This window comes from Dyella sp. 01N448 (genome assembly GCF_056399225.1).
On the sequence record NZ_JBFTQX010000011.1, the window covers coordinates 1 to 23,586 of the forward strand.

At 64.9% G+C, this 23,586-nt stretch carries 24 protein-coding genes; 17 read left to right on the forward strand and 7 right to left on the reverse strand.

What is annotated here, in order from left to right:
* Positions 1–592: 592 nt before the first annotated feature.
* Positions 593–2,068, reverse strand: a complete 1,476-nt coding sequence (pdxR, locus tag AC1DKY_RS16620; protein ID WP_441602921.1) for a MocR-like pyridoxine biosynthesis transcription factor PdxR — start codon at positions 2,066–2,068, stop codon at positions 593–595.
* 101 nt (positions 2,069–2,169) lie between these two features.
* Between pdxR and AC1DKY_RS16625 the strand changes: the two genes are divergently transcribed.
* Both AC1DKY_RS16625 and AC1DKY_RS16630 read left to right on the forward strand, forming a co-directional pair.
* Positions 2,170–3,168 (forward strand): transporter, encoded by a 999-nt coding sequence (locus AC1DKY_RS16625; protein ID WP_441602922.1) that lies wholly within the window; start codon positions 2,170–2,172, stop codon positions 3,166–3,168.
* Positions 3,169–3,179: 11 nt separating this feature from the next.
* A complete protein-coding gene (locus tag AC1DKY_RS16630) occupies positions 3,180–3,941 on the forward strand; it encodes a class I SAM-dependent methyltransferase (protein ID WP_441602923.1) in 762 nt (253 codons plus the stop codon).
* Here the strand turns inward: AC1DKY_RS16630 and AC1DKY_RS16635 are convergent, their stop codons facing one another.
* Positions 3,942–4,847, reverse strand: coding sequence for a LysR family transcriptional regulator (locus AC1DKY_RS16635; RefSeq protein ID WP_441603152.1), 906 nt, complete (start codon positions 4,845–4,847; stop codon positions 3,942–3,944).
* 144 nt (positions 4,848–4,991) lie between these two features.
* Between AC1DKY_RS16635 and AC1DKY_RS16640 the strand changes: the two genes are divergently transcribed.
* From AC1DKY_RS16640 to AC1DKY_RS16650, 3 genes are all read left to right on the forward strand, one after another.
* Positions 4,992–5,990 (forward strand): aldo/keto reductase, encoded by a 999-nt coding sequence (locus AC1DKY_RS16640; RefSeq protein ID WP_441602924.1) that lies wholly within the window; start codon positions 4,992–4,994, stop codon positions 5,988–5,990.
* 391 nt (positions 5,991–6,381) lie between these two features.
* Entirely contained in the window at positions 6,382–8,028 is a 1,647-nt protein-coding gene (locus AC1DKY_RS16645) for an acyl-CoA dehydrogenase family protein (protein ID WP_441602925.1), read from the forward strand.
* A gap of 181 nt (positions 8,029–8,209) precedes the next feature.
* Entirely contained in the window at positions 8,210–8,701 is a 492-nt protein-coding gene (locus AC1DKY_RS16650; RefSeq protein WP_441602926.1) for an asparaginase domain-containing protein, read from the forward strand.
* Positions 8,702–8,774: 73 nt separating this feature from the next.
* Here AC1DKY_RS16650 and AC1DKY_RS16655 read toward each other — a convergent pair whose 3' ends face one another.
* Positions 8,775–11,429: a protease pro-enzyme activation domain-containing protein gene (locus AC1DKY_RS16655; protein ID WP_441602928.1), complete on the reverse strand. Its 2,655-nt coding sequence runs from the start codon at positions 11,427–11,429 to the stop codon at positions 8,775–8,777.
* A gap of 462 nt (positions 11,430–11,891) precedes the next feature.
* On the opposite strand from AC1DKY_RS16655, the gene AC1DKY_RS16660 reads away from it, so the two are divergent.
* Entirely contained in the window at positions 11,892–12,050 is a 159-nt protein-coding gene (locus tag AC1DKY_RS16660; RefSeq protein ID WP_441602929.1) for a hypothetical protein, read from the forward strand.
* A 178-nt stretch (positions 12,051–12,228) separates the two neighbouring features.
* Here the strand turns inward: AC1DKY_RS16660 and sufT are convergent, their stop codons facing one another.
* On the reverse strand, positions 12,229–12,786 hold the full coding sequence (gene sufT / locus AC1DKY_RS16665; RefSeq protein WP_046973058.1) for a putative Fe-S cluster assembly protein SufT: 558 nt from the start codon (positions 12,784–12,786) through the stop codon (positions 12,229–12,231).
* A 234-nt stretch (positions 12,787–13,020) separates the two neighbouring features.
* On the opposite strand from sufT, the gene AC1DKY_RS16670 reads away from it, so the two are divergent.
* The gene (locus AC1DKY_RS16670; protein ID WP_441602930.1) at positions 13,021–13,461 is read left to right on the forward strand and encodes a hypothetical protein; all 441 of its coding nucleotides are present in this window, start codon (positions 13,021–13,023) and stop codon (positions 13,459–13,461) included.
* A gap of 7 nt (positions 13,462–13,468) precedes the next feature.
* Here the strand turns inward: AC1DKY_RS16670 and AC1DKY_RS16675 are convergent, their stop codons facing one another.
* A complete protein-coding gene (locus AC1DKY_RS16675) occupies positions 13,469–14,899 on the reverse strand; it encodes an NAD(P)(+) transhydrogenase (Re/Si-specific) subunit beta (RefSeq protein WP_441602931.1) in 1,431 nt (476 codons plus the stop codon).
* The gene (locus tag AC1DKY_RS16680) at positions 14,899–15,204 is read right to left on the reverse strand and encodes an NAD(P) transhydrogenase subunit alpha part 2 (protein ID WP_441602932.1); all 306 of its coding nucleotides are present in this window, start codon (positions 15,202–15,204) and stop codon (positions 14,899–14,901) included. The genes AC1DKY_RS16675 and AC1DKY_RS16680 overlap by 1 nt, the downstream gene beginning before the upstream one ends.
* 138 nt (positions 15,205–15,342) lie before the next feature.
* Between AC1DKY_RS16680 and AC1DKY_RS16685 the strand changes: the two genes are divergently transcribed.
* From AC1DKY_RS16685 to AC1DKY_RS16695, 3 genes are read left to right on the forward strand one after another with little or no spacing between them, the layout of a single operon-like run.
* A complete protein-coding gene (locus AC1DKY_RS16685; protein WP_441603153.1) occupies positions 15,343–15,927 on the forward strand; it encodes an RNA polymerase sigma factor in 585 nt (194 codons plus the stop codon).
* The gene (locus AC1DKY_RS16690; protein WP_441602933.1) at positions 15,924–16,307 is read left to right on the forward strand and encodes a hypothetical protein; all 384 of its coding nucleotides are present in this window, start codon (positions 15,924–15,926) and stop codon (positions 16,305–16,307) included. Before AC1DKY_RS16685 ends, AC1DKY_RS16690 begins: the two co-directional genes overlap by 4 nt.
* A 2-nt stretch (positions 16,308–16,309) precedes the next feature.
* The gene (locus AC1DKY_RS16695) at positions 16,310–16,924 is read left to right on the forward strand and encodes a DUF3106 domain-containing protein (protein WP_441602934.1); all 615 of its coding nucleotides are present in this window, start codon (positions 16,310–16,312) and stop codon (positions 16,922–16,924) included.
* A 43-nt stretch (positions 16,925–16,967) separates the two neighbouring features.
* On the opposite strand, the gene AC1DKY_RS16700 is transcribed toward AC1DKY_RS16695, so the two are convergent.
* Entirely contained in the window at positions 16,968–18,068 is a 1,101-nt protein-coding gene (locus tag AC1DKY_RS16700; RefSeq protein WP_441602935.1) for an NAD(P) transhydrogenase subunit alpha, read from the reverse strand.
* 170 nt (positions 18,069–18,238) lie between these two features.
* On the opposite strand from AC1DKY_RS16700, the gene cdd reads away from it, so the two are divergent.
* From cdd to AC1DKY_RS16735, 7 genes are all read left to right on the forward strand, one after another.
* Positions 18,239–18,646 (forward strand): cytidine deaminase, encoded by a 408-nt coding sequence (gene cdd / locus AC1DKY_RS16705; RefSeq protein WP_441602936.1) that lies wholly within the window; start codon positions 18,239–18,241, stop codon positions 18,644–18,646.
* Between the two features lie 101 nt (positions 18,647–18,747).
* Complete coding sequence (locus AC1DKY_RS16710) at positions 18,748–19,317, forward strand: nitroreductase family protein (protein WP_441602937.1); 570 nt, start codon at positions 18,748–18,750, stop codon at positions 19,315–19,317.
* Positions 19,305–20,204, forward strand: coding sequence for a 5'-3' exonuclease (locus tag AC1DKY_RS16715; RefSeq protein WP_441602938.1), 900 nt, complete (start codon positions 19,305–19,307; stop codon positions 20,202–20,204). Before AC1DKY_RS16710 ends, AC1DKY_RS16715 begins: the two co-directional genes overlap by 13 nt.
* 127 nt (positions 20,205–20,331) lie before the next feature.
* Positions 20,332–21,156 (forward strand): AraC family ligand binding domain-containing protein, encoded by an 825-nt coding sequence (locus AC1DKY_RS16720; protein ID WP_441602939.1) that lies wholly within the window; start codon positions 20,332–20,334, stop codon positions 21,154–21,156.
* Positions 21,157–21,333: 177 nt separating this feature from the next.
* Complete coding sequence (locus AC1DKY_RS16725; RefSeq protein WP_441602940.1) at positions 21,334–22,296, forward strand: DMT family transporter; 963 nt, start codon at positions 21,334–21,336, stop codon at positions 22,294–22,296.
* 70 nt (positions 22,297–22,366) lie between these two features.
* Positions 22,367–22,936, forward strand: a complete 570-nt coding sequence (locus AC1DKY_RS16730) for an NUDIX hydrolase (RefSeq protein ID WP_441602941.1) — start codon at positions 22,367–22,369, stop codon at positions 22,934–22,936.
* A 99-nt stretch (positions 22,937–23,035) separates the two neighbouring features.
* A complete protein-coding gene (locus AC1DKY_RS16735) occupies positions 23,036–23,401 on the forward strand; it encodes a hypothetical protein (RefSeq protein WP_121882187.1) in 366 nt (121 codons plus the stop codon).
* Positions 23,402–23,586 lie beyond the last annotated feature (185 nt).

Below are 23,586 nucleotides of genomic sequence, written 5' to 3' on the forward strand. Positions count from 1 at the left end.
AGCGTGGCTGTCGCGCACAGGGTGCGCTCCCACAGACAAGCGGGCGTTGGAGAGAAAATGAGCGATGCCCAAAGCCGATGCGAAGCGAGGCCCCGCTTTAAGTCCTCAGCGATTCGGGCGCGTTGCGCAGCGCATTGAGGTACCCGCTGTGTACCCTCGGAGGTTGTCCCACAACAGCGCGCCTCAAGCGTTCGGGCTTATCCAAGCACGATGCTGCGGGCGTTTTAGGCCATTCTCTTTGGGTTACTTTTCTCTTGGGCCAGCAAGAGAAAAGTGACTCGAGCGGCGGCAGCCGTTCGAAACGCCCGCCGCGTAGGCGGCACCCTTGCCTCGAGGCGACAACCGAAGACTGACGAATCTGGATGACCAGTTTCGCTGTTGAGAAGCGCCTCTGGCCTGCACCGGGATGACGCGCAAAGAGGCGGCCTCCGCCTTGATGACCAGCTAGAAGGCAGGCTGCATCCGGAAGCCAAACCAATGGCGCGCAACCAGCGGCACTCCTCCCGATAAATGCCTGCGCCACATTCGCAGGAACAACGAGCAACGATAAAGCTCACCACCATCTCAAAAGACGCAAACACCCCAACCCCAGCTAAAAACACTCCGCCAACCTCCGCACCCCCTCATCAATCTGCGCCAGATTCGCCCCGCCATACCCCAGCAACAGCCCGCCCCGAGATGGCGGCTCCAGATAGCACGGCGTCAGCGGCCGCACCGAGACGCCCTTGCTCGCTGCCTTGCGCGACACCGCCACGTCATCCACCCCATGCGGCAAGAGCCCCGCAAGCTGCATGCCCGCTTCCGTGCCGATCACTTCCAGTCGCTCGCCAAGATACTTGCCGATCGCGTCGTGCACGGCTTCGCGACGCTGCATGTAGAGCGTGCGCATGCTGCGGATATGCCGTGCGAAGTGGCCTTCGCGGATGAATTCGGTCATGGCGGACTGATAGAGCATGGAGGAGAAGGTATCGATCGCATCGCGCCCGGCATGGAAATCGGCGACGAGATCATCCGGCACCACGATGTAGCCCAGCCGCAATGCGGGAAACATCACCTTGCTGAAGGTGCCCAGATAAATCACCCGTGCATGCGTGTCAGCGCCCTGCAGCGAAGACAGCGGTCGGCTGCCGAAGCGGTATTCGCTGTCGTAATCGTCTTCGATGATCCAGGCGTCGTTGCTCGCCGCCCAATGCAACAGCTGCATGCGTCGCGATGCGCTCATCGCCATGCCCAGCGGGAACTGGTGCGACGGCGAGATGTAGATCGCGCGGGCGCCCGCACCGGCACGCGCGCCGTGCGCCACATCGATGCCCTCTGCATCCACCGGCACGGGCACCAGTTCCGCGCCAGCGGTGCGCAGCGCCTGGTGCGCACCGGGATAACCGGGATCCTCCATCCACACGCGCTCACCGGGGTCCAGCAGCACGTGGGCGCAGATCTGCAGCGCTTGCTGCGAGCCGGTGGTGATCAGGATCTGCGAGGCATCGCAGCGCACGGCGCGCGCCACGCCCAGATATTCGGCGATGGCCTCGCGCAATGGCAGATGGCCCATCGGGTCGCCGTAACCCATCGCCTCCGCCGACAGATGACGCGCGTGGCGGCTCACCAGCTTCGACCATAGCGCCGAAGGAAACGCATCCAGCGCCGGCAGGCCAACGCGGAATGCGCCCATATTGGCCAGCCAGGTGGCATCCGGCGTACGCATCTGGGCGGCGCGCAGAGAGGTGCGCCGCGAGCCTCCGCCCGTCGCCGCCGGCTCCGGGCGCGCCGCCTTCACCCGCTGCACCGTCAGGTCCGAAGGAATGGCGCGCGCCACGCAGGTACCGGCGCCGGTAAAGGTTTCGAGGAAGCCTTCCGCTTGCAGCTGTTCGTAGGCGCCCAGCACGGGAATGCGCGAAATGCCCAGTTCATTGGCGAGGCTGCGGGTCGATGGCACGCGCTGCCCCGGCCGCAACTGTCCACTGCTGATGGCCCGGCGGAACCAGTCCGACAACTGCTGGTACATGGGCGTATCGCTGCCGACGTCCATGGCAACGGGGGGCAAAAATCCGGCGGGGATGCGCTGCATGGGGCCGACTCCATAGTGGTCATGTCGATCCGGCACAAAGTGGCTATTTAAGCCAACCACTTGCGGGCATAGCTTGCACCCGTCCGCCCTGGCCATCAACCATGAAGAGCCCATTGCCCTCATCGCTGATCGACACACGCTTTTTGGTGTTGTGCCTGGCACTGCTGCTGTGCCTGCCGGGCACGTGCCAGCGTGCGTATGCGCAGGATGAGTCCTCGGCAACCGAAGTGCCGCAAACCCGCGAGAACGCCTGGTGGACCGGTCCGATGATGGCCAACTCGGCCGAGACCCTGCCGCCTGGGCACATGCTTCTGGAGCCCTACCTCTACGACGTCACCAGTCGTGGTGTGGACAGTTTTGGCTCACGCACGTACATCAACTATGGCGTGGCCAACAAATTCACCATGGGCATCATTCCGGTGTTCGGCTACAACCGCGTCAGCGGCGCGCCGAACAGCAGCGGCATCCAGGTGGGCGACATCACCTTGCAGGCGCAATATCGGTTGCGGCAGTTCCACGAAGGCAGTTGGCTGCCTACCGTGGCGATCCAGTTGCAGGAGACGTTTCCGTCCGGGAAATACGATCGTCTTGGCGATCGCCCCGCCGACGGCCTCGGCACCGGCGCGTACACCACGACCATCGGCCTGAATACGCAAACGTATTTATGGATGCCCAATGGCCGCATCCTGCGCGTGCGCTTCAACATCTCTTTCTCGTTTTCCTCCAGCGCGGATGTGGAAGGCGTAAGCGTCTACGGCACCGACGCAAGTTTTCGTGGCCATGCGCGCCCCGGCAACAATGCCTTCGCCAATGCCTCGTTCGAGTACAGCCTCACGCGACGCTGGGTGCTGGCGCTCGATGTGATCTACAACCACAACAGCAACACGCATGTAGGCGGTCAGGAGTTCGCCAGCAACGATCCCTTTCCACCCGACACGCCACTGGGTGCGCGTTCAAACCGTTACATCGGTTTCGCTCCGGCCGTCGAATACAATTGGTCGCCGAACATCGGCCTCTTGCTGGGCGTGCGCGTCATCCCTTCGGGCAACCGCACATCGTCGTCCGTCACGCCTGCGATCGCTCTCAACTACGTGCACTGAGGATTGACGACATGAAACGTGTTTGCCTGATCGTAGTGTCTGCGTTGCTCACTGTTTCTGCGGCCATGGCGGCTGCGCCTACGCATCCACTGCCCAGCTTCGTCGGGCTCGCCATCGCCGACAAGAACCGCCCTGAGCAAGACCGCGCGCTGGATGCACAGCGCAAGCCTGCCGTCGTACTTGGCTATACCGGCATCAAGCCCGGCGACATCGTCGTGGATCTGATGCCGGGCAAGGGCTATTACACGCGCCTGTTCAGTCGCATGGTCGGCAGCAAGGGCAAGGTCTACGCGCTGCAGCCCGCCGAGATGGACAAGATCGCGCCCAAGGGCCTGGAAAGCGTGCGCAGCTTTGCCGGCAAGGAGGGTTACGCCAACGTCACCGTGCTGGTGGAACCGGTCAATGAACTGAAGTTGCCCGAACCGGTGGATGTGATCTGGACCTCGCAGAACTACCACGACCTGCACGATCCCTTCATGGGTACGCCGGACATGGCCAAACTCGACAAGAGCCTGTTCGACGCCCTGAAACCCGGCGGCATCCTGATCGTGCTCGATCATGCGGCGGCCGACGGCACGGGCATCACCAAGACCAACGATCTGCACCGCATCGATCCCGCCGCGGTGAAGAGCGAACTGACGGCGGTGGGTTTCCAGTTCGATAGCGAAAGCGACGCGCTGCGCAATCCTGCCGACGATCACACCAAGGGCATCCGTGACCCGTCGGTCAAAGGCAACACGGATCGCTTCATCTACAAATTCCGCAAACCCTGATCACTTTGTCCGGCGCACTTCACCGTCCCCCTGCTGCGTGCCTTCGCCCTTGATGAAATCGACGAAGGCACGCAGTGGCGCCGGCATATGTGCACGGCTGGGGTAATACAGCAACGGCCCGGTGAAGGGCTGGCACCACTCTTCCAGCACGGGCAGCAAGGCGCCGTCGGCGAGCGCAGGCTGCAGGAACTCCTCGAAGGTGTGGATGATGCCGAGGCCTGCGACGGCAGCCTCCACTTCCATCTCGATGGTGGAGGCGAGCAGGCGGCCATCCGGTCGTATGCGCACGACCTTGCCGCGCCGCTCGAACTCCCAGGCCGCGATCACGCCGCTGGGAAAGCGATGGCGGATGCAGGCGTGATTCACCAGGTCCTGCGGCTTGGCGGGACGTCCATGCTCGGCGAGATAGGCCGGCGACGCTGCAGCGACGAAGCGCTGCGTGCGCGGACCGATGGGCATCGCGATCATGTCGCGCTCGACGCGCTCTTCGTAGCGGATGCCTGCGTCGCAACCCGCCGCCAGCATGTCGACGAAGGCATCGTCGGTGATCACATCGAGCGTGATGCCGGGCTGCGCCTTGAGGAACCGCGTCGCAATCGGCGGCAGCACATGGCGCGCCACGATGGACGGCACGTTGAGGCGCAACGTGCCGGCAGGGCTGTCGCGATAGGCATTGATGCTGTCGAGCGCGCCGCCAATCTCTCCCACCAGTGGCGCCAGGCGATCAAGCAGGCGCTGCCCGGCTTCTGTGGGCGTGACGCTGCGTGTGGTGCGGTTGAGCAGGCGCACGCCAAGACGTGCTTCCAACCGCCGCAAGGCCGCGCTCAACGCCGAGGCGGAAACATTGCCCTGCAGGGCCGCGCCGCGAAAACCACGGGCACGCGCCACCGCGATGAAGGCTTCGATATCGGCTAGGCCAAGCTCTTCCATTGTGCGGATTCCGGCACAGGTCGTACGGATAGGACCGGATTATCGTACACCGAGCGCGCCGCCATACTTCCCTCCGAGCCATCCTCACCGCCTACGCGGCCACCTTCAGGAGAACCCACGATGCAACATCGTCAACTTGGCGCCACCGGTCCCCGCGTTTCCGCCCTTGGCCTGGGCTGCATGGGCATGTCGGGCATGTACGGACCGTCCGACCGCGCCGAAAGCATCGCCACCATCCACGCGGCGCTGGACGCCGGCATCGACCTGCTCGACACCGGCGACTTCTACGGCATGGGCCACAACGAAATGCTGATCGGTGAGGCGCTGAAGAACGTGCCGCGAGAAAAAGCCCTGATCAGCGTGAAGTTCGGCGCGTTGCGCGATCCGGCCAATGGCTGGGGCGGCAATGACACGCGCCCCGCCGCAATGAAAAATTTCCTCGCCTACACCCTGCAGCGCCTGGGCGTGGATTACATCGACGTCTATCGCCCCGCGCGTCTGGACCCTAACGTACCGATCGAAGAGACCATTGGCGCCATCGCCGATATGGTCAAGGCAGGCTACGTGCGCCACATCGGCCTGTCCGAAGTGGGCCCGGAAACCATTCGTCGTGCAGCTGCCGTGCATCCGATCGCCGATCTGCAGATCGAGTACTCGCTGATCTCGCGCGGCATCGAGGACGGCATTCTGCAGACCTGTCGCGAGCTGGGTATCGGCATCACTGCGTACGGCGTGCTGTCGCGCGGCCTGATCAGCGGGCATTGGGATAAGAACAACGCCGGCAAGGGCGATTTTCGTGCGATCAGCCCGCGCTTCCAGGCGGGCAATGTCGACCACAATCTTGCGCTCGTGGACGCGCTACGCAGCATCGCAGAAGAGAAAAACATCTCCGTCGCCCAACTGGCCATTGCGTGGGTGGCAGCTCAAGGCAAGGACATCGTGCCGCTGGTCGGCGCGCGTCGCCGCGATCGACTGCAGGAGGCGCTGGGATCGCTGGAGGTTTCACTGAGCGCGCAGGATTTGGCCACCATTGAGGCTGCAGTGCCGAAGAATTCGGCGGCCGGAGAGCGTTACGCCGCGGCGCAGATGGCGCATTTGGATAGTGAGCGGGCGCATTGAGTTAGCTTCCTCTCCTTGTGGGTAGTGGAACTGCTTGTCTGTGGGAGCGCACCCTGTGCGCGACAGCCACGCTGGGTGTACCGCTCCGTAGGTTCGTCGCGCACAGGGTGCGCTCCCACAAATAGCCAGCCGCAGACTTGATCCGCCAACAAGGCCTCGGCTCCCTTGTAGGAGCGCACTTGTGCGCGACCACCTGACGGAGCGATACACCCACGCGCTGCGGTCGCGCACAAGTGCGCTCCTACAACAAACAAACAGCTTCCCGGCAACGCCTGGCATGGTCGGGCTCTTGACCCTCGGGCCCCCGGTATAACGCGGCGGGCGGATGCCCTGCATCACCGCCACGCCCCAGACCTATACTCGACCACACCGCTCCGCCGAGACCCCGCCCATGGGATTCCTGCAAGCCCCACCGCAGCTCGCTCACCCCTATCGCGCCGATCCCCTGCTGCACGCCACGCTGCGGCGCGCGCTGCCACCGGCACGACTCGCCGCCATCGAGCCCGACCTGCAGGCGCTGGGCGATTACGCCGTGATGGAATGGGAGCGCGCCTGCCGCAGCACGCGCCACAAGCCCGTGCTTACGCAATGGGACGCCTGGGGCAACCGCGTCGATCGCATCGAGCTCACCCAAGCCTGGCAAGAAGGCCCGCACATCACCACCAAATATGCGGTGCTCGCATCGGGCCATGAGGCGCATGAGCACGCACGGCTGGAAGAATTCGCGCGCGTCTACCTGTATCACGTGGCCAGCGAGTTCTATAGCTGCCCGTTGGCGATGACCGACGGCGCCGCCACCGCGCTCAAGGCCTCAGGCAATAAGGCGCTCATCGAACGCGCACTGCCGCGCTTGCTCAGTCGCGATCCGTCCACGTTCTGGTTGAGCGGACAGTGGATGACCGAGAACGCGGGCGGCTCGGACGTCGGCAATACGGAGACCATGGCCCGCCAGGACGCCTCTGGACAGTGGCGTCTCTACGGACGCAAGTGGTTCAGTTCAGCGGTGGTCGGCGAAATGGCGCTGGGACTCGCACGCCCCGAGGACGCAGGCAATGGCCCCGGCGCACTTGCCCTGTTCTACGTCGAAACGATGGATGGCGAGCGCCGCAAGCCGGAACTCATCATCGATCGCCTGAAAGACAAGCTCGGCACGCATGAGTTGCCGACGGCGGAGATCCATCTCGACGGTCTGCCGGCGTGGCCGCTGGGCGAGCTGGCGAACGGCGTGCGCCAGGTGGCGCCGATGCTTAACATCACGCGCACGTGGAATGCAGTGGGCGCCACCGCCAGCATGGCACGGGCGCTTTCGCTGGCTCGCGATTACGCCACGCGCCGCCAGGCGTTCGGCAAGCGACTGATCGATCAGCCGCTGCATGCGCAGACTCTCGCGGACATGCAGGCCGAATTCGAAGGCGCGTTTGCGCTCACCTTCGAAGTGGCGCATCTGCTCGGACGAGTGGAACACGGCGTGGCGCAGCCGCATGAAATCGCCCTGCTGCGACTGCTCACGCCCTTGGCCAAGCTGTGGACCGGCAAGCTGGCAGTGAAACTGTGCTCCGAAGCACTCGAGTGTTTCGGCGGCGCCGGCTATATCGAAGACACCGGCCTGCCCCAGCTGCTGCGCGATGCGCAGGTCTATGCGATCTGGGAAGGCACCACCAACGTATTGTCGCTGGACAGTCTGCGCGCGCTGGCTGGGGAGAATCTCGGCGCCTTGCGCACGGCGATCGAAGGCTGGCTGGCCGACAGCATCGATGCGCACGCGCGGCAGGAAATCCATCGGGCACTGGATGGTGCCGGTGCCTACCTGCACTCGCGGGCCGACGAGCGGGCGTCGCTGGAAGCCGGCGCCCGTGGACTGGCGATCTCCCTCGCCCGCTGCACCGCGGCGGCCCTGCTGGCGCGTCATGACACGTGGTCGGCCCCGCATGGGCATGCGCGTATGGGGGCTACGCTGCGGCGTTTCGTGGCGCATGGATTGGCACGTTTCTCCACCGCCGACGCTACCGATACCGCTTTGTTACTCGGCCCGCACTGAATCGCTGCCCTTGTGGGAGCGCACCCTGTGCGCGACTGGCCGTGCCTGGACTGAGGCGGGCCGTTCGCGCACAGGGTGCGCTCCCACAAGGGCGTGAGGGGCCTCAGGCTGAGCCTGGGCATGCGGAGATCGGTCGTTGGCCCTAAAATACCGGCCTCCCCCACCCTGGCGACTCCCGACCATGCAGCATCTGACCATCGTCACCACAGGCGGCACCATCGACAAGATCTATTTCGACGACAAGTCGGACTACAAGATCGGCTCGCCCCAGATCGGCGACATCCTCAGCCAGCTGGGCGTGGCGTTCCAGTTCGACGTGATCCCGATCCTGCGCAAGGACAGCCTGCACATGGGCGACGAGGATCGCGCCCTGGTGCGTTCCACCATCGAAGCGCAGCCGCATCGCCACGTGCTGGTCACGCACGGCACCGACACCATGGTCGAAACCGCACGCGAACTGGCCAGCATCAAGGGCAAGGTGATCGTGCTCACCGGTGCGCTCAATCCGGCGCGCTTCCAGGGTTCCGATGCGGTGTTCAATATCGGCTGCGCCGTGGCCGCCGTGCAGACCCTGCCCGATGGCGTGTACATCACCATGAACGGCCGCGTGTGGGACCCGTCCAAGGTGCGCAAGAACCGCGACGCCAATCGCTTTGAAGAGAACAACGGCTGATTGCCACGCTATCGCTGCAAAGAGAAAGGCCCGGCCATCACTGACCGGGCCTTTTGCTTTTACAACACCGTGATTACTGCACGTTGAGATTTACATCATCGAGGACGAACGAGGTCTGCTCGGACGAATCCTCCGTGCCGGTGAACTTGATCGTCACCGTCTGTCCGATGTACGCGCTGAGATCGAAAGTCGCGAGCGAGTAACCCGCCGCTGCGTTGAGATTCGAGTACGTGACCAGCGTCTTCAGCAAGGTGCCGCTGCTGTTGAGCACTTGCACGGTGAGTTTGTCGTACGCCGTGGTCCTGGTGGTCTCGGCGGTATCGATGTGCAGGTAGTAGGTCAACGTAGCCGAGCTCTTGCCGCTGGGAATGGTCACCTTCTGCGACGCCGTGTCGGTGTGCGCGCTGCCGTAACCGTCCAGCCACACGAACCAGGTGCCGGCATGCGCCGTCTCGCCGCTGCAGGTGCTGTTGCTGCAGAGCGCGCCGGAGCTGATCGTCCACGGGGTGGCCGCGCCGGTTTCAAAGCCCGGGTTCACGATCAGCTGCGACGGCGTACCGCCGCCCGTCACCGTCACCGACGAGGTCTTGCTCGAGGTCTTGGCGCTGACGCCATCGGTCACCGTCTCGGTGACGCTATACGTGCCGGCCGCGGCATAGGTGTGGCTCGGGCTCGCGGTTGTAGCGCTGCCGCCATCGCCGAAGGTCCACGAGTACGAGGAGATGCTGCCGCCCGTATCGGTCGAGCTGTCGGTGAAGTTGGCGGTGAGGCCATTGGTGACAAAGCTGAAGTTCGCCGTCGGCGTGCCGCCCGTGCCGCCGCCGCCACCGCCCCAGTACTGAGTGACGTAGCTGTTGAACTTGGCGATGTCGAGCGAGCCCCAGCCGGTGGCGTTGTCGTAGCCGGCCTTGGCCGTGTAGCCGTTGCCGCTGTAGCCATTGTTGCCCGAGGTGACGTCATGCAGCGGCGTGGCGTCGGTGGGGAAATGCGCGTACATGTTCTGGGTCGGCAAGCCCAGTGTGTTGTTGTTGGCCGAGAGAATGCGCGCCCAGATGCCGACGAAAATCGGCGAGGCAAGGCTGGTGCCGCCGATCTGGTAGGTCTGGCCCTGGATCACGATGTTGGCGCCAGTGGATTGCGCTGCATCGAACGCCACGTCGGGCACCTGACGCTTGGTCACTGACGAACCCAGCGCAGAGGTCTGCCAGCTGGGTGCGGCTTCGAACAGACTCACGCCGCCACCGGTGGCCCACAGGCGCTTGTTGTTGTCGCCATTGTTCGGATCGACGGCAGCCAGGCCTTCGTTCCACACCGTCTCGCCCGACCACGTGGTGCCCGTGGTGCTGAGCGTGGTGCCGCCGACCGCCACCACGTTCGGCGAACTGGCGGGCTCGCTCACGGAGTAATGGGTGAGCGAGATTTTCACCGTGCCCGCGGAGTTCGCGACGTAGCCCGGGGCACCTTCGGTCGGATCGCTGGACCACTGGTACACACCGGCATCGCCCGAAGCGATGGAGAAGGTCTGACCCTGCGCCACCGCCTGCGCGAAGATCGCATCGTCGGCCGACTGCGTGCCTGAGCTATTGGCCGCCGATTCGTCCTCGCCCAGCGACACGTTGATCACCTTCGCCGTGTTGTCGGTCACCGCGCGGTTGTACGCCGCGGTGATGGCCGCATCGGTGAGGCAGCTGTCGTTGGCGCAGTTGGGCGCGGAGTAGAAGATCAGCGTGTTCACGCCGCCAGAGGTACCGGTGATGGTCTGGCTATCCAGGTTCCATTCGCCGTCGCCATCGGGATCGTCCGCATAGGCCTGGCTGCCGGTCTTCACCACTTGCGTGTTCACCGTGCTCATGCCGGCGCCGGTAGTGAAAGTTTTCAGATCGGCAATGGTCTGGGTCATGTCACCCCAGGTGATGATGCCGACCTTGGTGGACGATGCCGTCGGCGTGCTGCCTGCGTCGTAGATCGCGGGGAAATCCTTGGGGCTGTGCGAGGTCTGCACCGCCGCGGCCTGGATGCCGACGTTGTTCGCGTTCGCATGCACCGGCCCCACGATGTGATGCATGGTGTGCGGCACGTTGAGGTTCTGCAGGCCGAGCACGGCGTTGACGATGCCACCGAGCGCAGCCGGCACCTGCACGGCCGAGTCGTTGGCGATGCGCTGCTTGCCGCCAAAGGCGAAGGTGCGCATGGTGGTGCGGAAGGCCGCGTTGACCGAGGTGGCGTTGCCATCGGCCTCGATCAACATGTTGTTGGGCGACACCTGCACATGGTTGAAGCCTGATTGGCGCAGATGCGCCAGCACTTGCGCCACCTGATCGTCGGTGGGCGCATAGCGTGCCTTGAACTGCGCAGGCGTGAGGAACTGATGGAACTGCGCGCTGGCGGGATCGTTCACTGCGTGCAGGAACCTCTCCAGTTCATCCACGTTGCGCAGGTTGAGGCTGAGCGCCACATGCACCGGCTTGCTCGCTTCCAGCGGCGACACCGTGGCCGCGTCGACGGTGGGCGAGCCGTGCATGCTCAGTGTCCAGGTGCTATTGCCTGCCGCCGCCGTGGTGGCTGCGGTGCTTAGCCCAGACGAGCGGCTGATGGCCGCCTGGGTGCGGACGCCTACCCAGGCATCGTTGGTCGCCGCATGCAGCGACCCTGCCATGGCCATCGACATCGCCATCGGCAGCAGTGCCTTGCGAATCGCCTTTCCCCGCAAATCGATACGAACAGTCATTCTTGTCTCCTTGACGTTTTTGAGGACGAACCGACCCGATGCGGTGCGATGCACCACATGCATGAAGGCGCCGCTGTGCGCGGCCTCGGGTCTCGTGACTGTGCTGCGATCCGATAGACGTCCGGGCCTGCTTTCCCCCTGCCATTCCATGGAACGGCACGCCCGAACGAAGACTCGCTAAACGACGCCCACCGCGCGAATGCCGGTGCCCTCGTCGCCAAAGGACCATCCGTCAACCCTCCCGCTGACGGATTAATTGACGCTAATCAAGAAAATTCGATGCGTCAATGACAGCAACGCATGCCTGAAAATCCGCGATAAACAGCAATTAGCTGCGATCGATTGCGTTGATTCGTTTTTTCATGCGTTTTCTTGCACCAAGCGGACAGCCACAGGAACGCAATTAATTTCCCGACTGATTAAACACTTATAAAAAGTGGTGATGCCGTTCTCAATATCAGGATGAACATCACATTGGCGCTCTGGCGCGAGTTATATCGATTCGAAAATTTTGGCCTTCAACCCGGCGTCTTTCAGCTCGAAAGCGAAGGCGCGAAAGTTATTGCGCAAGCGCCGCAGCAAGCTCTACACGCCATGCTGACGAAGCTAACTCCCGGCTAAATCCGGACCCTGCCGACGAGCTTGCCGAACACGACAAAACAGACTGCGGAGTGCAGCCTGTCGTCGCCGCGAGTGGGCGCAGCGATCTGTATCAAACGTATCGAACGCAAACGATCGGCGCACGGCGCGATGCCGTGCACATCATCGATTCAACAGGAAACACGCCGGCGTTGCGGCGTCAGAGCATGCCCGTTTCGAGCTTGGCCGCATCCGACATCATGGAATGATTCCACGGCGGATCGAACACCAGGTCCACGTCGGCTTCGGCGACGGTGGGGATGAGTTCGAGCTTGGTGCGCACGTCGTCGACAAGGATGTCGCCCATGCCGCAGCCCGGTGCGGTCAAGGTCATTTTCACGTAGACCTTGCGCTGGTCGGGAGCCGGATGCTCCACGCTCACGTCATAGACCAGGCCGAGCTCGACCACGTTGATCGGGATTTCCGGATCGAACACGGTGCGCAGCTGCTGCCACACGAGCGCTTCGACGTCCGAGTCGCTGGCATCGCTGGCCAGTTCGATCGGCGGCGGCGGTTCCTTGCCCAGCGCGTCGGCATCGTTGCCGGCGATGCGGAACAGGTTGCCTTCCACATAGACGGTGAAGCTGCCGCCCAGCGCCTGGGTGATGTAACCGATCTGGCCGGCCGGCAGGCTGACCGTTTCGCCCTGGGGCACCATGACTGCCTGGCAGTCGCGCTCCAGGGTGAAAGGTTCGCTGCTTAGACTGAAACCGCTCATGCCGATCCTGCCAACTCTCATCGTTGGGCGCGGCCTTCGCCACGCCAAGCTGTCTATTATGCCGGTTGACGACCGGTCATGCCGACGAAATCAGGTCGCGCCGCCTCAATCTCAAGGGGGACGCGGCGTCACGGGACTTCAGGCCGGGGACAGCGACGTGCCGCCGCGCGCTATCATGAGAGTTTTACGCCCGGGAAATACCGTGTCCGCCGTCCAGTTTGTCGCTTGCCGCTCATGAAGGTGCGGGCCACCTTTTCCCTGTTGTTCGCGCTGGTGAGCGCCCTGATGCTGGGGCTGGCTGCCGGGGCGGTCTGGATGGTTCCGACGCTCTACTCGCGCCACCCCCTGCCCTGGCTGGCGCTGCCGGCGGGCTGGCTGCTGGGCAAGGCCGTGCGCCATTGGGTTCGCCCGGCCGGCGGTCATGCCGCCCTTCTGGCCGCCACGGCGACCTTCGTCGCGGTGCTCTACGTCAACGTGCTGACGGCCGCGGCCCGCATTTCCGGACTCATGGGCCTGGGCCTGATCGATTCGATGCGCACGGCCGGTCTGGGCCTGCTGCTCCAGCTCGCCGAACTGGGTTGCACGCCCGTCGACGACGTCTGGTTCCTTGCCGGCATGGGCATCGCTGCCTTCGTCGCATTCCGCCACGACCAGCCCCCGAAGACCGGCGGCTGATCGGGCCTCAACTCTCCAGCGTCTTCAGCGCGGCGACCAGTTCACTGGCAGCCGCCTGGCCATCGCCGTAGAGCATGCGTGCGTTGTCCGCGTAGAACAGCGCATTCTCGATGCCGGCAAAGCCGGTGCCCTTGCCGCGCTTGACCACGATCACCTGCCTGGCGTCGGCCACATCGAGGATGGGCATGCCGTAGATCGGCGAGGACGGATCGGTCTTGGCCAGCGGATTGACCACGTCGTTGGCGCCGATCACCAGGGCCACGTCGGTCTGCGGGAATTCGGGATTGATGTCGTCCATGTCGGCGATCAGGTCATAGGGCACACCCGCTTCCGCCAGCAGCACATTCATGTGACCAGGCATGCGGCCGGCCACCGGATGGATGGCGAATTTCACCTTCACGCCGCGCTCGATCAGCAGCTTGGCGAATTCCCACACCTTGTGCTGCGCCTGGGCCACGGCCATGCCGTAACCGGGCACGATCACCACGCGCTCGGCGTAGGCCATCATCACCGCCGCATCGCTGGCCTCGATGGGTTTCTGGCTGCCGGCAATCTCCTGAGCCGCACCGCCGGCTGCGCCAAAGCTGCCGAACAGCACGTTGCCGATCGAGCGATTCATCGCCTTGGCCATCAGCTGGGTGAGCAAGGTACCGGCGGCGCCCACCACGGTGCCGGCGATGATCATCGCCTCGTTCTGCAGCACAAAACCCTCGAACGCCACGGCCAGGCCGGTAAAGGCGTTGTAGAGCGAAATCACCACCGGCATGTCCGCGCCGCCGATCGGCAGGGTCATCATCAGGCCGAACAGCAGGGCCAGCCCGAAGAAGGTGACGATCAGCGGCATGCTCAAGTGGCCGCTGGCGATCATCCCGCCCAACACCACGGCGGCACCCAGCACCAGCAGGTTCACCACCCGCTGTCCCGGGAAGACGAAGCGGCGGTCCAGCCAGCCCTGCAGCTTGGCAAACGCGATCAGGGAGCCGGAAAAGCTGACCGAACCGATCAGCGCACCGAGTACGGCCAGCACCAGTTGCGCCGTGCCGGGGGTATCGGCCCCGCTGGCCGTGAACTGCCCGCCATCCAGCAGGGTCACGGCGTTGCCGGCATAACTGAACAGCTCGGCGGCGCCGATCGCTGCCGCCGCGCCGCCGCCCATGCCGTTGTAGAGGGCGACCATCTGCGGCATGTCCGTCATGGCCACGCGCCGTCCCGACCACCAGGCCGCGGAGACGCCGATCAGCACGGCAGCCAGGATCAGCCCCCGGTTGTGCAGGTCCGGCAGGGCGAAGGTGGCCAGCACCGCCACCAGCATGCCCACCCCGGCCCACACGATGCCGCCCCGCGCCGAACGCGGGGAGCTCATGCGCTTGAGACCGAGGATGAACAGCAGGGCAGCGAGGAAGTAACAGGCCTTGATCAGAACCGGCAGCCAGGCCATTACTTCGCCTCCTTGCCGGCGCTGGGCTTGCTGGACTTGAACATCTCCAGCATGCGTTCGGTCACCACATAACCGCCGGCGGCATTGCCGGCACCCAGTAGTACCCCGATAAATCCGATCGTCATCTCGAACGGGGTCTGGGCGTGGCCTAGCGCTATCATGGCGCCCACCAGCACAATGCCGTGGATGAAGTTGGAGCCGGACATCAACGGCGTGTGCAGAATGACCGGTACCCGGGCGATGATCTCGTATCCCGTGAAAGCGGCCAGCATAAAGACATAAAGCGCCAGGAAACCGTCGAGCATGACCCCTCCCCGCCAGGACATCGGTGTAGCCGCACTATACGGTTGCGGGTCAACGCGTGCGAGCGTCGGACGTTGATAGCAGAGGACGTACCGATGGAGTCTCACGATGGCCGAGCCGACGAACCGGATGAGGACGGCATGAACAGCGCCGTCTCCACGCTCGATACCGAGTTGTTGGCGGAGGACGTTCGGGCGGCCCCCGCGTCGATGAACGCCTTCCTGGCCCAGGTGGAACGCCGCGCCTTTCGCATGGCCGAGCTGAACCTGGGGCACCGCGAAGATGCCATGGACGCCGTCCAGGACGCCATGTTGAGGCTGGTCAAGCATTACAGCGAAAAACCCGCGCAGGAATGGACCCCCCTGTTCTGGGGCATCCTGCGCCGGCGCATCGTGGATCTACAGCGTCGCCGCAAAGTGCGCTCGATCATGGTGGGCTGGCTGGGCGGGAAGGATGATGACGGCGAAGATCTGCCCGCCTGGGAACCGGCTGACACCGGCCCCGGCCCGCTGGAGCGCCTGAACGATGCACAGTCGTACGCGGATATGGCGGCAGCCGTGAAACTGCTGCCCCAGCGTCAACGCGAAGCTTTCATGCTGCGCGTGCTGGAAGGCCTGGATGTGGCGGAAACCGCCCAGGCCATGGGATGTTCGGAAGGGAGCGTTAAAACACACCTGTCGCGCGCGCTGCAACGTCTGCGCGACCAACTGGAGGCATGGCGATGAATGCGCCTGACAACCACTTCGAACGTCGCGCCCGTGAGCTGTATCGCGAGGCTTCGCGCCAGCTCGACCCGGCCGTGGCCGCCCGCCTGCGTGCAGCCCGACGCGACGCGCTAGCCAAAGCCGACAAGTCCTCGCTGGCGCACCGACTGCTGCAGCTGCTGCTGCCGGCAGGGGCGTTTGCCGCCATCGCGTTCGTCGCTTTGTTCATGTCTTCGCCGGTGCAGCGCCCCACCACCGTCAAGCCCGCCGGCGCCAGCCAGGTCGTGGATGTCGACGGCGAACTGCCGCCCGATGCCGCTGCTGCCGATCCGACGCTGTACCAGAACCTGGATTTCTACGGCTGGTTGGCCAAGAACAGCGATAGCGAGGCGAGCAGGTAACCATGCGTCGATGCCGTGTTTTCATGTCGCTGTTGTTAGTCCTTGGACTCAGCGGCATCGCCACTACCACGATGGCCCAGCAGAATCCGCCGCCGCCGGGCGCGCAGGATAGTTTTCCGCATGGGCCGCCAGGTGGCGGGGCTTTTCCGCCCGACTTGCCGCGGGGCGATATGCCTCCCGGCCCACCGCCTGGCACACCGCCGGGGCCGCCGCCGCAACCGCGCCCGTGGCAGAGCCTGTCGCCGGACGAGCGCACGATCCTGGCTCCGTTGGCTGACAAGTGGAATACGTTCCCGCCGGAGCGCCAGGCGCACATGCTGCAGCGTGCCCAGCAGTGGCGGTCGTTGCCGCCCGACCAGCGCGAGGCGATCCGCCAGCGCATCGACCAGTGGCAGAAGATGACGCCGGAGCAGCGCGAACAGGCCCGCGAGAACAGCAAGCGCTTCCAGCAATTGCCGCCGCAGGAGCGTGAGCAACTGCACGCCGCCTTCCAGCGCTTCCAGCAGCTGTCGCCCGATCAGCGCGAGCAATTGCTGCGCCAGTGGCATAGCGAAATGCGCGATCGCCCGATGGGTCCGCCGCCCAAGGGACCCCCTGGCGGCGGTCCCAGGCACTGAATCGAAAAGCCCCGCGATGCGGGGCTTTTTTACCTGCGTTGCGTCAACCCTGAAAGTGGGGCTCGCCGTTGCGCGTGACGCAACTCTTGGCGATCAGCTCATCGTTGAAGTCGGGCGTCAGCGCGCCGCCTTGCAACATCAGTTCGACGAAGTTGTACACGTTGCGCGCGATCATCTCCGAGGCATGCAGCGGTGCGCCGGCCGGCAGGTTGAGCGGGCCCAGGATCACCACGCCGTTGTGCTCCACCCGCTCGCCCGGCTGGGTCAGCTCGCAATTGCCGCCGCCCTCCGCCGCCAGATCCACGATCAACGCGCCGGGCTTCATGCCATCGACCATCGCACGGGTGACGATCTTGGGCGACGGACGACCGGGCACGGCCGCGGTCGTCACGATCACATCGACGCTCTTCAGATGTTCGGCCAGGGCTTGCTGCTGCGCCGCGCGTTCTTCGGCGGTGAGTTCGCGCGCATAGCCGCCGCTGCCGGCGGCGCTCACGCCCAGCTCGATGAATTTCGCGCCGAGCGATTCCACTTGCTCGCGCGTTTCGGGCCGCACGTCATAGCCTTCCGTCTGCGCGCCGAGCCGGCGTGCGGTGGCGATGGCTTGCAGGCCGGCCACGCCGGCGCCGATCACCAGCACGCGCGAGGGGCGGATGGTGCCGGCGGCAGTGGTGAGCATGGGAAAGAATTTGGGCGAGGCTTCCGCCGCGATCAGCATGGCGCGATAACCAGCCACCGCCGCCTGTGAGCTGAGCACGTCCATCGCTTGCGCACGCGTCGTGCGCGGCAGCAATTCCAGCGCGAAAGCCGTCAGGCGCTGCTTGCCCATGGCCACGATACGTGCCGCCGCGCCGTAGGGACGCAACTGGCCCACCACCACCGCGCCTTCGCGCAAACGCGCCCACACGCTGTCGTCGGGAGGGAGCACGCAGGTGAACACGTCGGCCTGCGCCAGCACGCTGTCGGCATCGGCGAATTCGACATCGGCATAGGTGCTGTCCGGGAAACCGGCGGCTGCGCCGGCACCGCGTTCCAGCAGCACGCGCACGTCCTTGCCACGCAGCTTCCTGGCCACTTCCGGTGTGATCGCGACGCGGCGTTCGCCAGCGGCGGTTTCGCGCAATGCAGCCACGGTGATCGGCATCGTGCATCCTCTGCGAGAGTGGTGAACCTGCAGGCATCCTATCTGAAGGCCCGTCAGACCGACCACCGCCCTCTTGCAGTCATTCGGCCAAGGGAGTTAACTGGCCCGCCACCGGTACGCAAACCGCGTAGGCAAGCAGTTCCGGTGGGGATCGTGCTATGGAGATCCCGATGACTGCTGTCGTTGTTCCCGATATCCTGCTGAACCTGGCGCGCCAGGCGCGTGAAAACGCATACGCGCCCTACTCCCGCTTCCTTGTTGGTGCTGCGCTGGTGACCCACGACGGCCGTTATTTCAGCGGCTGCAATGTGGAAAACGCCTCGTACGGCCTGTGCAATTGCGCCGAGCGCACGGCATTGTTCTCCGCCGTGGCCGCCGGCTGCCGACCGGGCGATTTCGCCGCCATGGCCGTGATTGGCGATACGCCGACGCCGATCAGCCCCTGCGGTGCCTGCCGCCAGGTGATGTCCGAGCTGTGCGACGAGGCCACGCCGGTGTGGCTGGGCAATCTGGCCGGCGCCGTGCAGGAAACCACGGTGCAGGCGCTGCTGCCGGGGTCGTTCCGATTGGCCAGCTGAGGCGTTGCAAAGGACGGTGAGCGAGACGTGAGCGGTCCACGCCGCTTCTCTCGCTCCCCTCGGGGCTTTAGCATCAGGGTTTGGCCTCCCCGGACCTCCCCATGTCCCACGATCTTTCCCTGCTGCAGCAGCGCCATTCGGTTCCGTCCCGTCAGCTGGGCGAACCGGGCCCCGATGCGGCCACGCTGCAGACGCTGCTCGAAGCGGCCATCCGCGTGCCCGACCATGGCAAGCTCGAGCCGTTTCGCATCATCCTGCTGCAAGGCGACGCCAAGCTCGCCTTCGGTGAGCGGATGGCCACGCTGTCGCTGCAGGTCAATCCCGACATGGCCGATTCCAAGCGCGAGAAAGACCGCACGCGCTACGACTTTGCGCCGCTGGTGGCGGTGGTGGTCGCGCGGCTGGATGCGCAGAGCAAGGTGCCGGTGATCGAGCAACAACTGTCCGCCGGCTGCGTGGCTTACAACCTGTTGTTGGCTGCACAAGCGCTGGGCTTTGGTGCGCAGTGGCTCACCGGCTGGGCCGCTTATCATCGCGATGCGGCGGCCGTGCTTGGCCTGAAGGACAACGAAAGCGTCATCGGCTTCGTGCATATCGGCACGCCGCAGATCGACGTGCCCGATCGCGAGCGGCCGGTACTCGCCGAGGTGGTCAGCACATGGACGCCATGAGCCGTCCAGCCGTCCATCTGGTGGATGGCAGTCTCTATGTGTTCCGCGCCTGGCATTCCATGCCGGATGAGTTCCACGACGCCGATGGACATCCGGTCAACGCGGTGCACGGCTTCACCCGCTTTCTTTGCGAACTGCTGGAAAAGGTCAAACCCGAGCACCTGGCGGTGGCTTTCGATGCCTCGCTGACCACCTCGTTTCGCAACGCGATTTATCCGGCCTACAAGGCCAATCGCGAGCTGCCGCCGCCGGATCTGGAGCGCCAGTTCGTGCTGTGCCGCGAAGTGACCCAGGCCTTGGGCATACCGGTGCTGATCGACCATACCTTCGAAGCGGACGATCTGATCGGCAGCGCCTTGTGGACGTTGCGGGCGCACGGCATGCGCAGCGTGATCGTGTCGGCCGACAAGGATTTCGGCCAGCTGCTGGGCGAGTTCGACGAGCAATGGGATTACGCGCGCAACCTGCGCTGGGGCCCTGCCGGCGTGCACGAGCGCATGGGCGTGCATCCGCACCAGGTGGCCGACTATCTGGCGCTGTGCGGCGATGCGGTCGACAACATCCCCGGCGTGCCCGGCGTGGGCGCCAAGACGGCGGCGGCCTTGCTCGCCCATTTCGGCAGTCTCGATGCGCTGCTCGATCGCGTGGACGAGGTGCAGTTTTTGCGCATACGTGGCGCCGCCAGTTGCGCGGCGAAGCTGCGTGAGCATGCGGAGGCGGCTCGGCTGTATCGGCGTCTCACGCGGATTGCGCTGGATGCGCCGGTGCCGACGGAAGCGGATGCCCTGCGGCGCTTGCGTGGGGAAATGGAGGCGATGGATGCGTTATGTGAGCGGCTGCGTTTTGGGCCGCTGACGCGGACGCGGTTGAGGGCGTTGTTGAGCTAGAGGCGGCCTGGCCTATCGCTGTAGGAGCGCACTTGTGCGCGACCGACCTGCGAAGGGCGGCCCTTCGGTCCGCGGTCGCGCACAAGTGCGCTCCTACAAGGGGATCGAATCGCAGTAGCATGAGGGCATGCAAGGCGTGCCTTCCACTTTTTCATCGCAGCGCGACGAAGCCGAGTTTCGGCTGGTGGCGCATCGACCGGGCGTGGAGCTTTATCGCGCGCACATCGTGCGTCACGCATTCGATCCGCATACCCACGATGGCTTCGGCCTGGGTGCGATCGAATCGGGGGTGGAACGGTTTCGCTATCGCGGCGCCGATCATCTCGCTCCCGCCGATTCGGTGGTGATGATGAACCCGGATGAGTTGCACACCGGCCGCGCGGAAACGCACGGCGGTTGGCATTACCGCATGGCGTATATCGAGCCATCCGTGGTGGCCGAGGTGATGGGAGAGTCCGCATGGTGGTTCAGCGATGTGGTGCGCGAGGATTTGCCGAGCGCACGACGTGTGACCGAGTTGCTTGATGCGTTGTGGCGGGCTCGTGAACCCTTGGCATTCGACAGTCTGTTGTACCAACTGCTGAGTCAGTTTCGCCGGCATGCGCGGGTGCCACTCAAGGCGACGGATGGACGTGCGGCGCGTTTTGCACCGGTGGTGGATTATCTGCATGAGCATCTTGCGCACCGGCTCACGCTTGATGAACTCGCTGGCGTGGCAGGCCTGAGTCCGTTCCATTTTTTGAGGCAATTCCAGGCTCAGCATCACGCCACGCCGCAGCAGATGCTGATGGCCTTTCGGCTTGCCGAAGCGAAGCGGTTGTTGTCGCGTGGTGAATCGCCTGCGCAGATAGCTGCGGCCGTCGGGTTGACCGACCAGGCGCATCTGACGCGGGCGTTTGCGCGTCGTTATGGGGTGACGCCGGCGCGGTACCAGCGGGCTGTGCGCGCGTAACCAGCAATCCGCCGCTTTTTTGTGGGAGCGCACTCTGTGCGCGACGAATCTCGCCACGAGTGTCGGCTTTCGCGAGGCCCAGTCGCGCACAGGGTGCGCTCCCACAGAAAAGCGGGAACGCTCGGCGGGCGCAATCTCGTACAAGACGGCGGCCGCTCTTAGTGCCACGCTGCCCGCATGTTGAAAGGCACTCTCTACGCGCTCGCCGCCGGCCTGATGTGGGGGCTGGTCTTCGTTAGCCCCCTGCTGCTGCCGGAGTATCCGGCGGCATTGCAATCGGTTGGCCGCTACCTCGCCTTCGGGCTGATCGCCTTGCCGCTGGGCTGGATGGATCGGCGCGCGCTGCGCGTGCTCAGCCGTGCCGACTGGATCGAAGCGCTCAAGCTCGCGGCCATCGGCAACCTGCTCTATTACCTGTGCCTGGCCAGCGCGATCCAGCTGGCCGGCGCGCCGCTGCCGAGCATGATCATTGGCTGCCTGCCGGTGGTCATCGCGATCACCGCCAATCTGCGCTATGGCCATCGCGATGGGCACCTGCCATGGCTTTCGCTGGCGCCATCGCTGGGGCTGATCGCCATCGGCATCGCCTGCGTGAACCGGGCGGAGATCGCCATGCTTGGCCAACCGTCCGGTGCGGACCTGTGGCGCTATGCGCGCGGCGGTTTGCTCGCGGTGGGCGCGGTGGTGTGCTGGACCTGGTATCCGCTGCGCAATGCCGCCTGGTTGCGCCGGCATCCGGATCGCAGCCCGCGCGCGTGGGCCACGGCGCTGGGCCTGGCTACCTTGCCGCTGGCGGTGTGCGGCTATGCCTTGCTGTGGGCTGGGATGAAGATCGCCGACCAACCCTTCGCCATGCCGTTCGGTCCGCATCCCTGGCGCTTCATCGGCCTGATGGTGGCGATAGGCTTGTTCGCCTCGTGGCTGGGCGCGCTGTGCTGGAACGCCGCGAGCCAACGTCTGCCCAGGGCGATCGCCGGGCAGTTGATCGTGTTCGAGACGCTCGCCGCGCTTGCCTACGCTTTCATCCTGCGTGGCCATCCGCCCGGCGCGCTCACTCTGGCAGGCGTGGCCCTTCTCATTGCCGGCGTGATGTGGGCCGTGCGCATCAAACCGTTGCCGGTCGAACTGGCGGTGGAGTGATCGCGTGGTTGTGGCCAACCGGAGCGCGCGGCAACATGCATGACTCCCCTCCTGCCACGCGGCCAAGCCGATGAATCAGCCAGACTCCCGCATTCCCGCCGATGCCGACGCACCGGTGGAAACCCTGTACGTCGGCAAGTGGCTCAGCCTGCGCAAGCGCGGGCGCTGGGAGTTTGCCGAGCGCAACAACCCCGGCGGCGCGGTGATCATTCTGGCGGTGACGCCGGAAGACAAGCTGCTGTTCGTGGAGCAGTACCGCGTGGCCATCCGCAAGCACACCATCGAGATGCCCGCCGGCCTGGTCGGCGACCTGCATGAGCATGGCGATGAAGATGTGCTGCTGGCGGCGGGCCGCGAACTGGAAGAAGAAACCGGCTATCGCTGCGCACGCCTGGAGTTCATCCACGAGGGGCCGTCGTCCTCGGGCATGAGCACCGAGATGATCGCCTTCGTGCGGGCCTGGGATCTTGAGAAGGTCGGCCACGGCGGCGGCGACGAGAGCGAGAACATCATCGTCCACGAGGTGCCGCGGGCGCAGGCCGGCCAGTGGCTGTTTGCGCGTGCCGCCGAGGGCTACTCGATCGACCCGAAGCTGTTCGCCGGCCTGTGGTTTATCGAGCACACCCAGCCGAGGGCGTGAAGCTGAACGCAAGCACCAGCGGGGGCTAAAGATTTCGGCGGGGACGCCGATGTGAGTCATGTCGACCCATCCCAACCTGACCACATCATGGATCCCCTTATGAAGAAGACCCTGATCGCCGCCGCTCTGTTCCTGGCCGCTCCGCTGGCCGCCCACGCCGCTTGCGCCCCGACCGATTTCGCCGTGCAGGACTTCAAGATGAAGCTCGTCGGCGCCGGCGCCGCCGCCCGCCTGAGCCTGAGCGGCTCGCTGGTGAACCACTGCGCCGAAGCTGCCGCCGCGCAGATCAGCATCGACGCCAAGGACACCTCGGGCAAGGTCATCCAGAGCAAGAAGGGCTGGCCGGCCGGCACCACCAACATCGGCCCGGGCCAGTCGGTGGAGTTCGATCTGGGCCGTCTGTTCCGCTTCGACCCCGAGATGCAGCAGTACACCGTCGGCGTGGCCGACGTGCGCACCTGGTAAACCTCGCGTTGGTGTAAGCCCCTACGCTTTATTTGCTTTTCTTCGAGGCTCCTCCCGGGGCCTCTTTTTTTGCGCCGGGCTTGAACAAGTGTGACGCAGTTCAAGTTTTCGAGCGTTTGTCCGATATGCTGGGAAGACCCAGACACCGCCTCATCGGAGGCCCAGGGCGCCCTCTCGGCCGGGAG

Coding starts and splice junctions, on each gene's coding strand:
- pdxR (WP_441602921.1), bottom strand. CDS start 2,068: ATGCAGCGCATCCCCGCCGGATTTTTGCCCCCCGTTGCCATGGACGTC.
- AC1DKY_RS16625 (WP_441602922.1), top strand. CDS start 2,170: ATGAAGAGCCCATTGCCCTCATCGCTGATCGACACACGCTTTTTGGTG.
- AC1DKY_RS16630 (WP_441602923.1), top strand. CDS start 3,180: ATGAAACGTGTTTGCCTGATCGTAGTGTCTGCGTTGCTCACTGTTTCT.
- AC1DKY_RS16640 (WP_441602924.1), top strand. CDS start 4,992: ATGCAACATCGTCAACTTGGCGCCACCGGTCCCCGCGTTTCCGCCCTT.
- AC1DKY_RS16645 (WP_441602925.1), top strand. CDS start 6,382: ATGGGATTCCTGCAAGCCCCACCGCAGCTCGCTCACCCCTATCGCGCC.
- AC1DKY_RS16650 (WP_441602926.1), top strand. CDS start 8,210: ATGCAGCATCTGACCATCGTCACCACAGGCGGCACCATCGACAAGATC.
- AC1DKY_RS16655 (WP_441602928.1), bottom strand. CDS start 11,429: ATGACTGTTCGTATCGATTTGCGGGGAAAGGCGATTCGCAAGGCACTG.
- AC1DKY_RS16660 (WP_441602929.1), top strand. CDS start 11,892: ATGAACATCACATTGGCGCTCTGGCGCGAGTTATATCGATTCGAAAAT.
- sufT (WP_046973058.1), bottom strand. CDS start 12,786: ATGAGCGGTTTCAGTCTAAGCAGCGAACCTTTCACCCTGGAGCGCGAC.
- AC1DKY_RS16670 (WP_441602930.1), top strand. CDS start 13,021: ATGAAGGTGCGGGCCACCTTTTCCCTGTTGTTCGCGCTGGTGAGCGCC.
- AC1DKY_RS16675 (WP_441602931.1), bottom strand. CDS start 14,899: ATGGCCTGGCTGCCGGTTCTGATCAAGGCCTGTTACTTCCTCGCTGCC.
- AC1DKY_RS16680 (WP_441602932.1), bottom strand. CDS start 15,204: ATGCTCGACGGTTTCCTGGCGCTTTATGTCTTTATGCTGGCCGCTTTC.
- AC1DKY_RS16685 (WP_441603153.1), top strand. CDS start 15,343: ATGAACAGCGCCGTCTCCACGCTCGATACCGAGTTGTTGGCGGAGGAC.
- AC1DKY_RS16690 (WP_441602933.1), top strand. CDS start 15,924: ATGAATGCGCCTGACAACCACTTCGAACGTCGCGCCCGTGAGCTGTAT.
- AC1DKY_RS16695 (WP_441602934.1), top strand. CDS start 16,310: ATGCGTCGATGCCGTGTTTTCATGTCGCTGTTGTTAGTCCTTGGACTC.
- AC1DKY_RS16700 (WP_441602935.1), bottom strand. CDS start 18,068: ATGCCGATCACCGTGGCTGCATTGCGCGAAACCGCCGCTGGCGAACGC.
- cdd (WP_441602936.1), top strand. CDS start 18,239: ATGACTGCTGTCGTTGTTCCCGATATCCTGCTGAACCTGGCGCGCCAG.
- AC1DKY_RS16710 (WP_441602937.1), top strand. CDS start 18,748: ATGTCCCACGATCTTTCCCTGCTGCAGCAGCGCCATTCGGTTCCGTCC.
- AC1DKY_RS16715 (WP_441602938.1), top strand. CDS start 19,305: ATGGACGCCATGAGCCGTCCAGCCGTCCATCTGGTGGATGGCAGTCTC.
- AC1DKY_RS16720 (WP_441602939.1), top strand. CDS start 20,332: ATGCAAGGCGTGCCTTCCACTTTTTCATCGCAGCGCGACGAAGCCGAG.
- AC1DKY_RS16725 (WP_441602940.1), top strand. CDS start 21,334: ATGTTGAAAGGCACTCTCTACGCGCTCGCCGCCGGCCTGATGTGGGGG.
- AC1DKY_RS16730 (WP_441602941.1), top strand. CDS start 22,367: ATGAATCAGCCAGACTCCCGCATTCCCGCCGATGCCGACGCACCGGTG.
- AC1DKY_RS16735 (WP_121882187.1), top strand. CDS start 23,036: ATGAAGAAGACCCTGATCGCCGCCGCTCTGTTCCTGGCCGCTCCGCTG.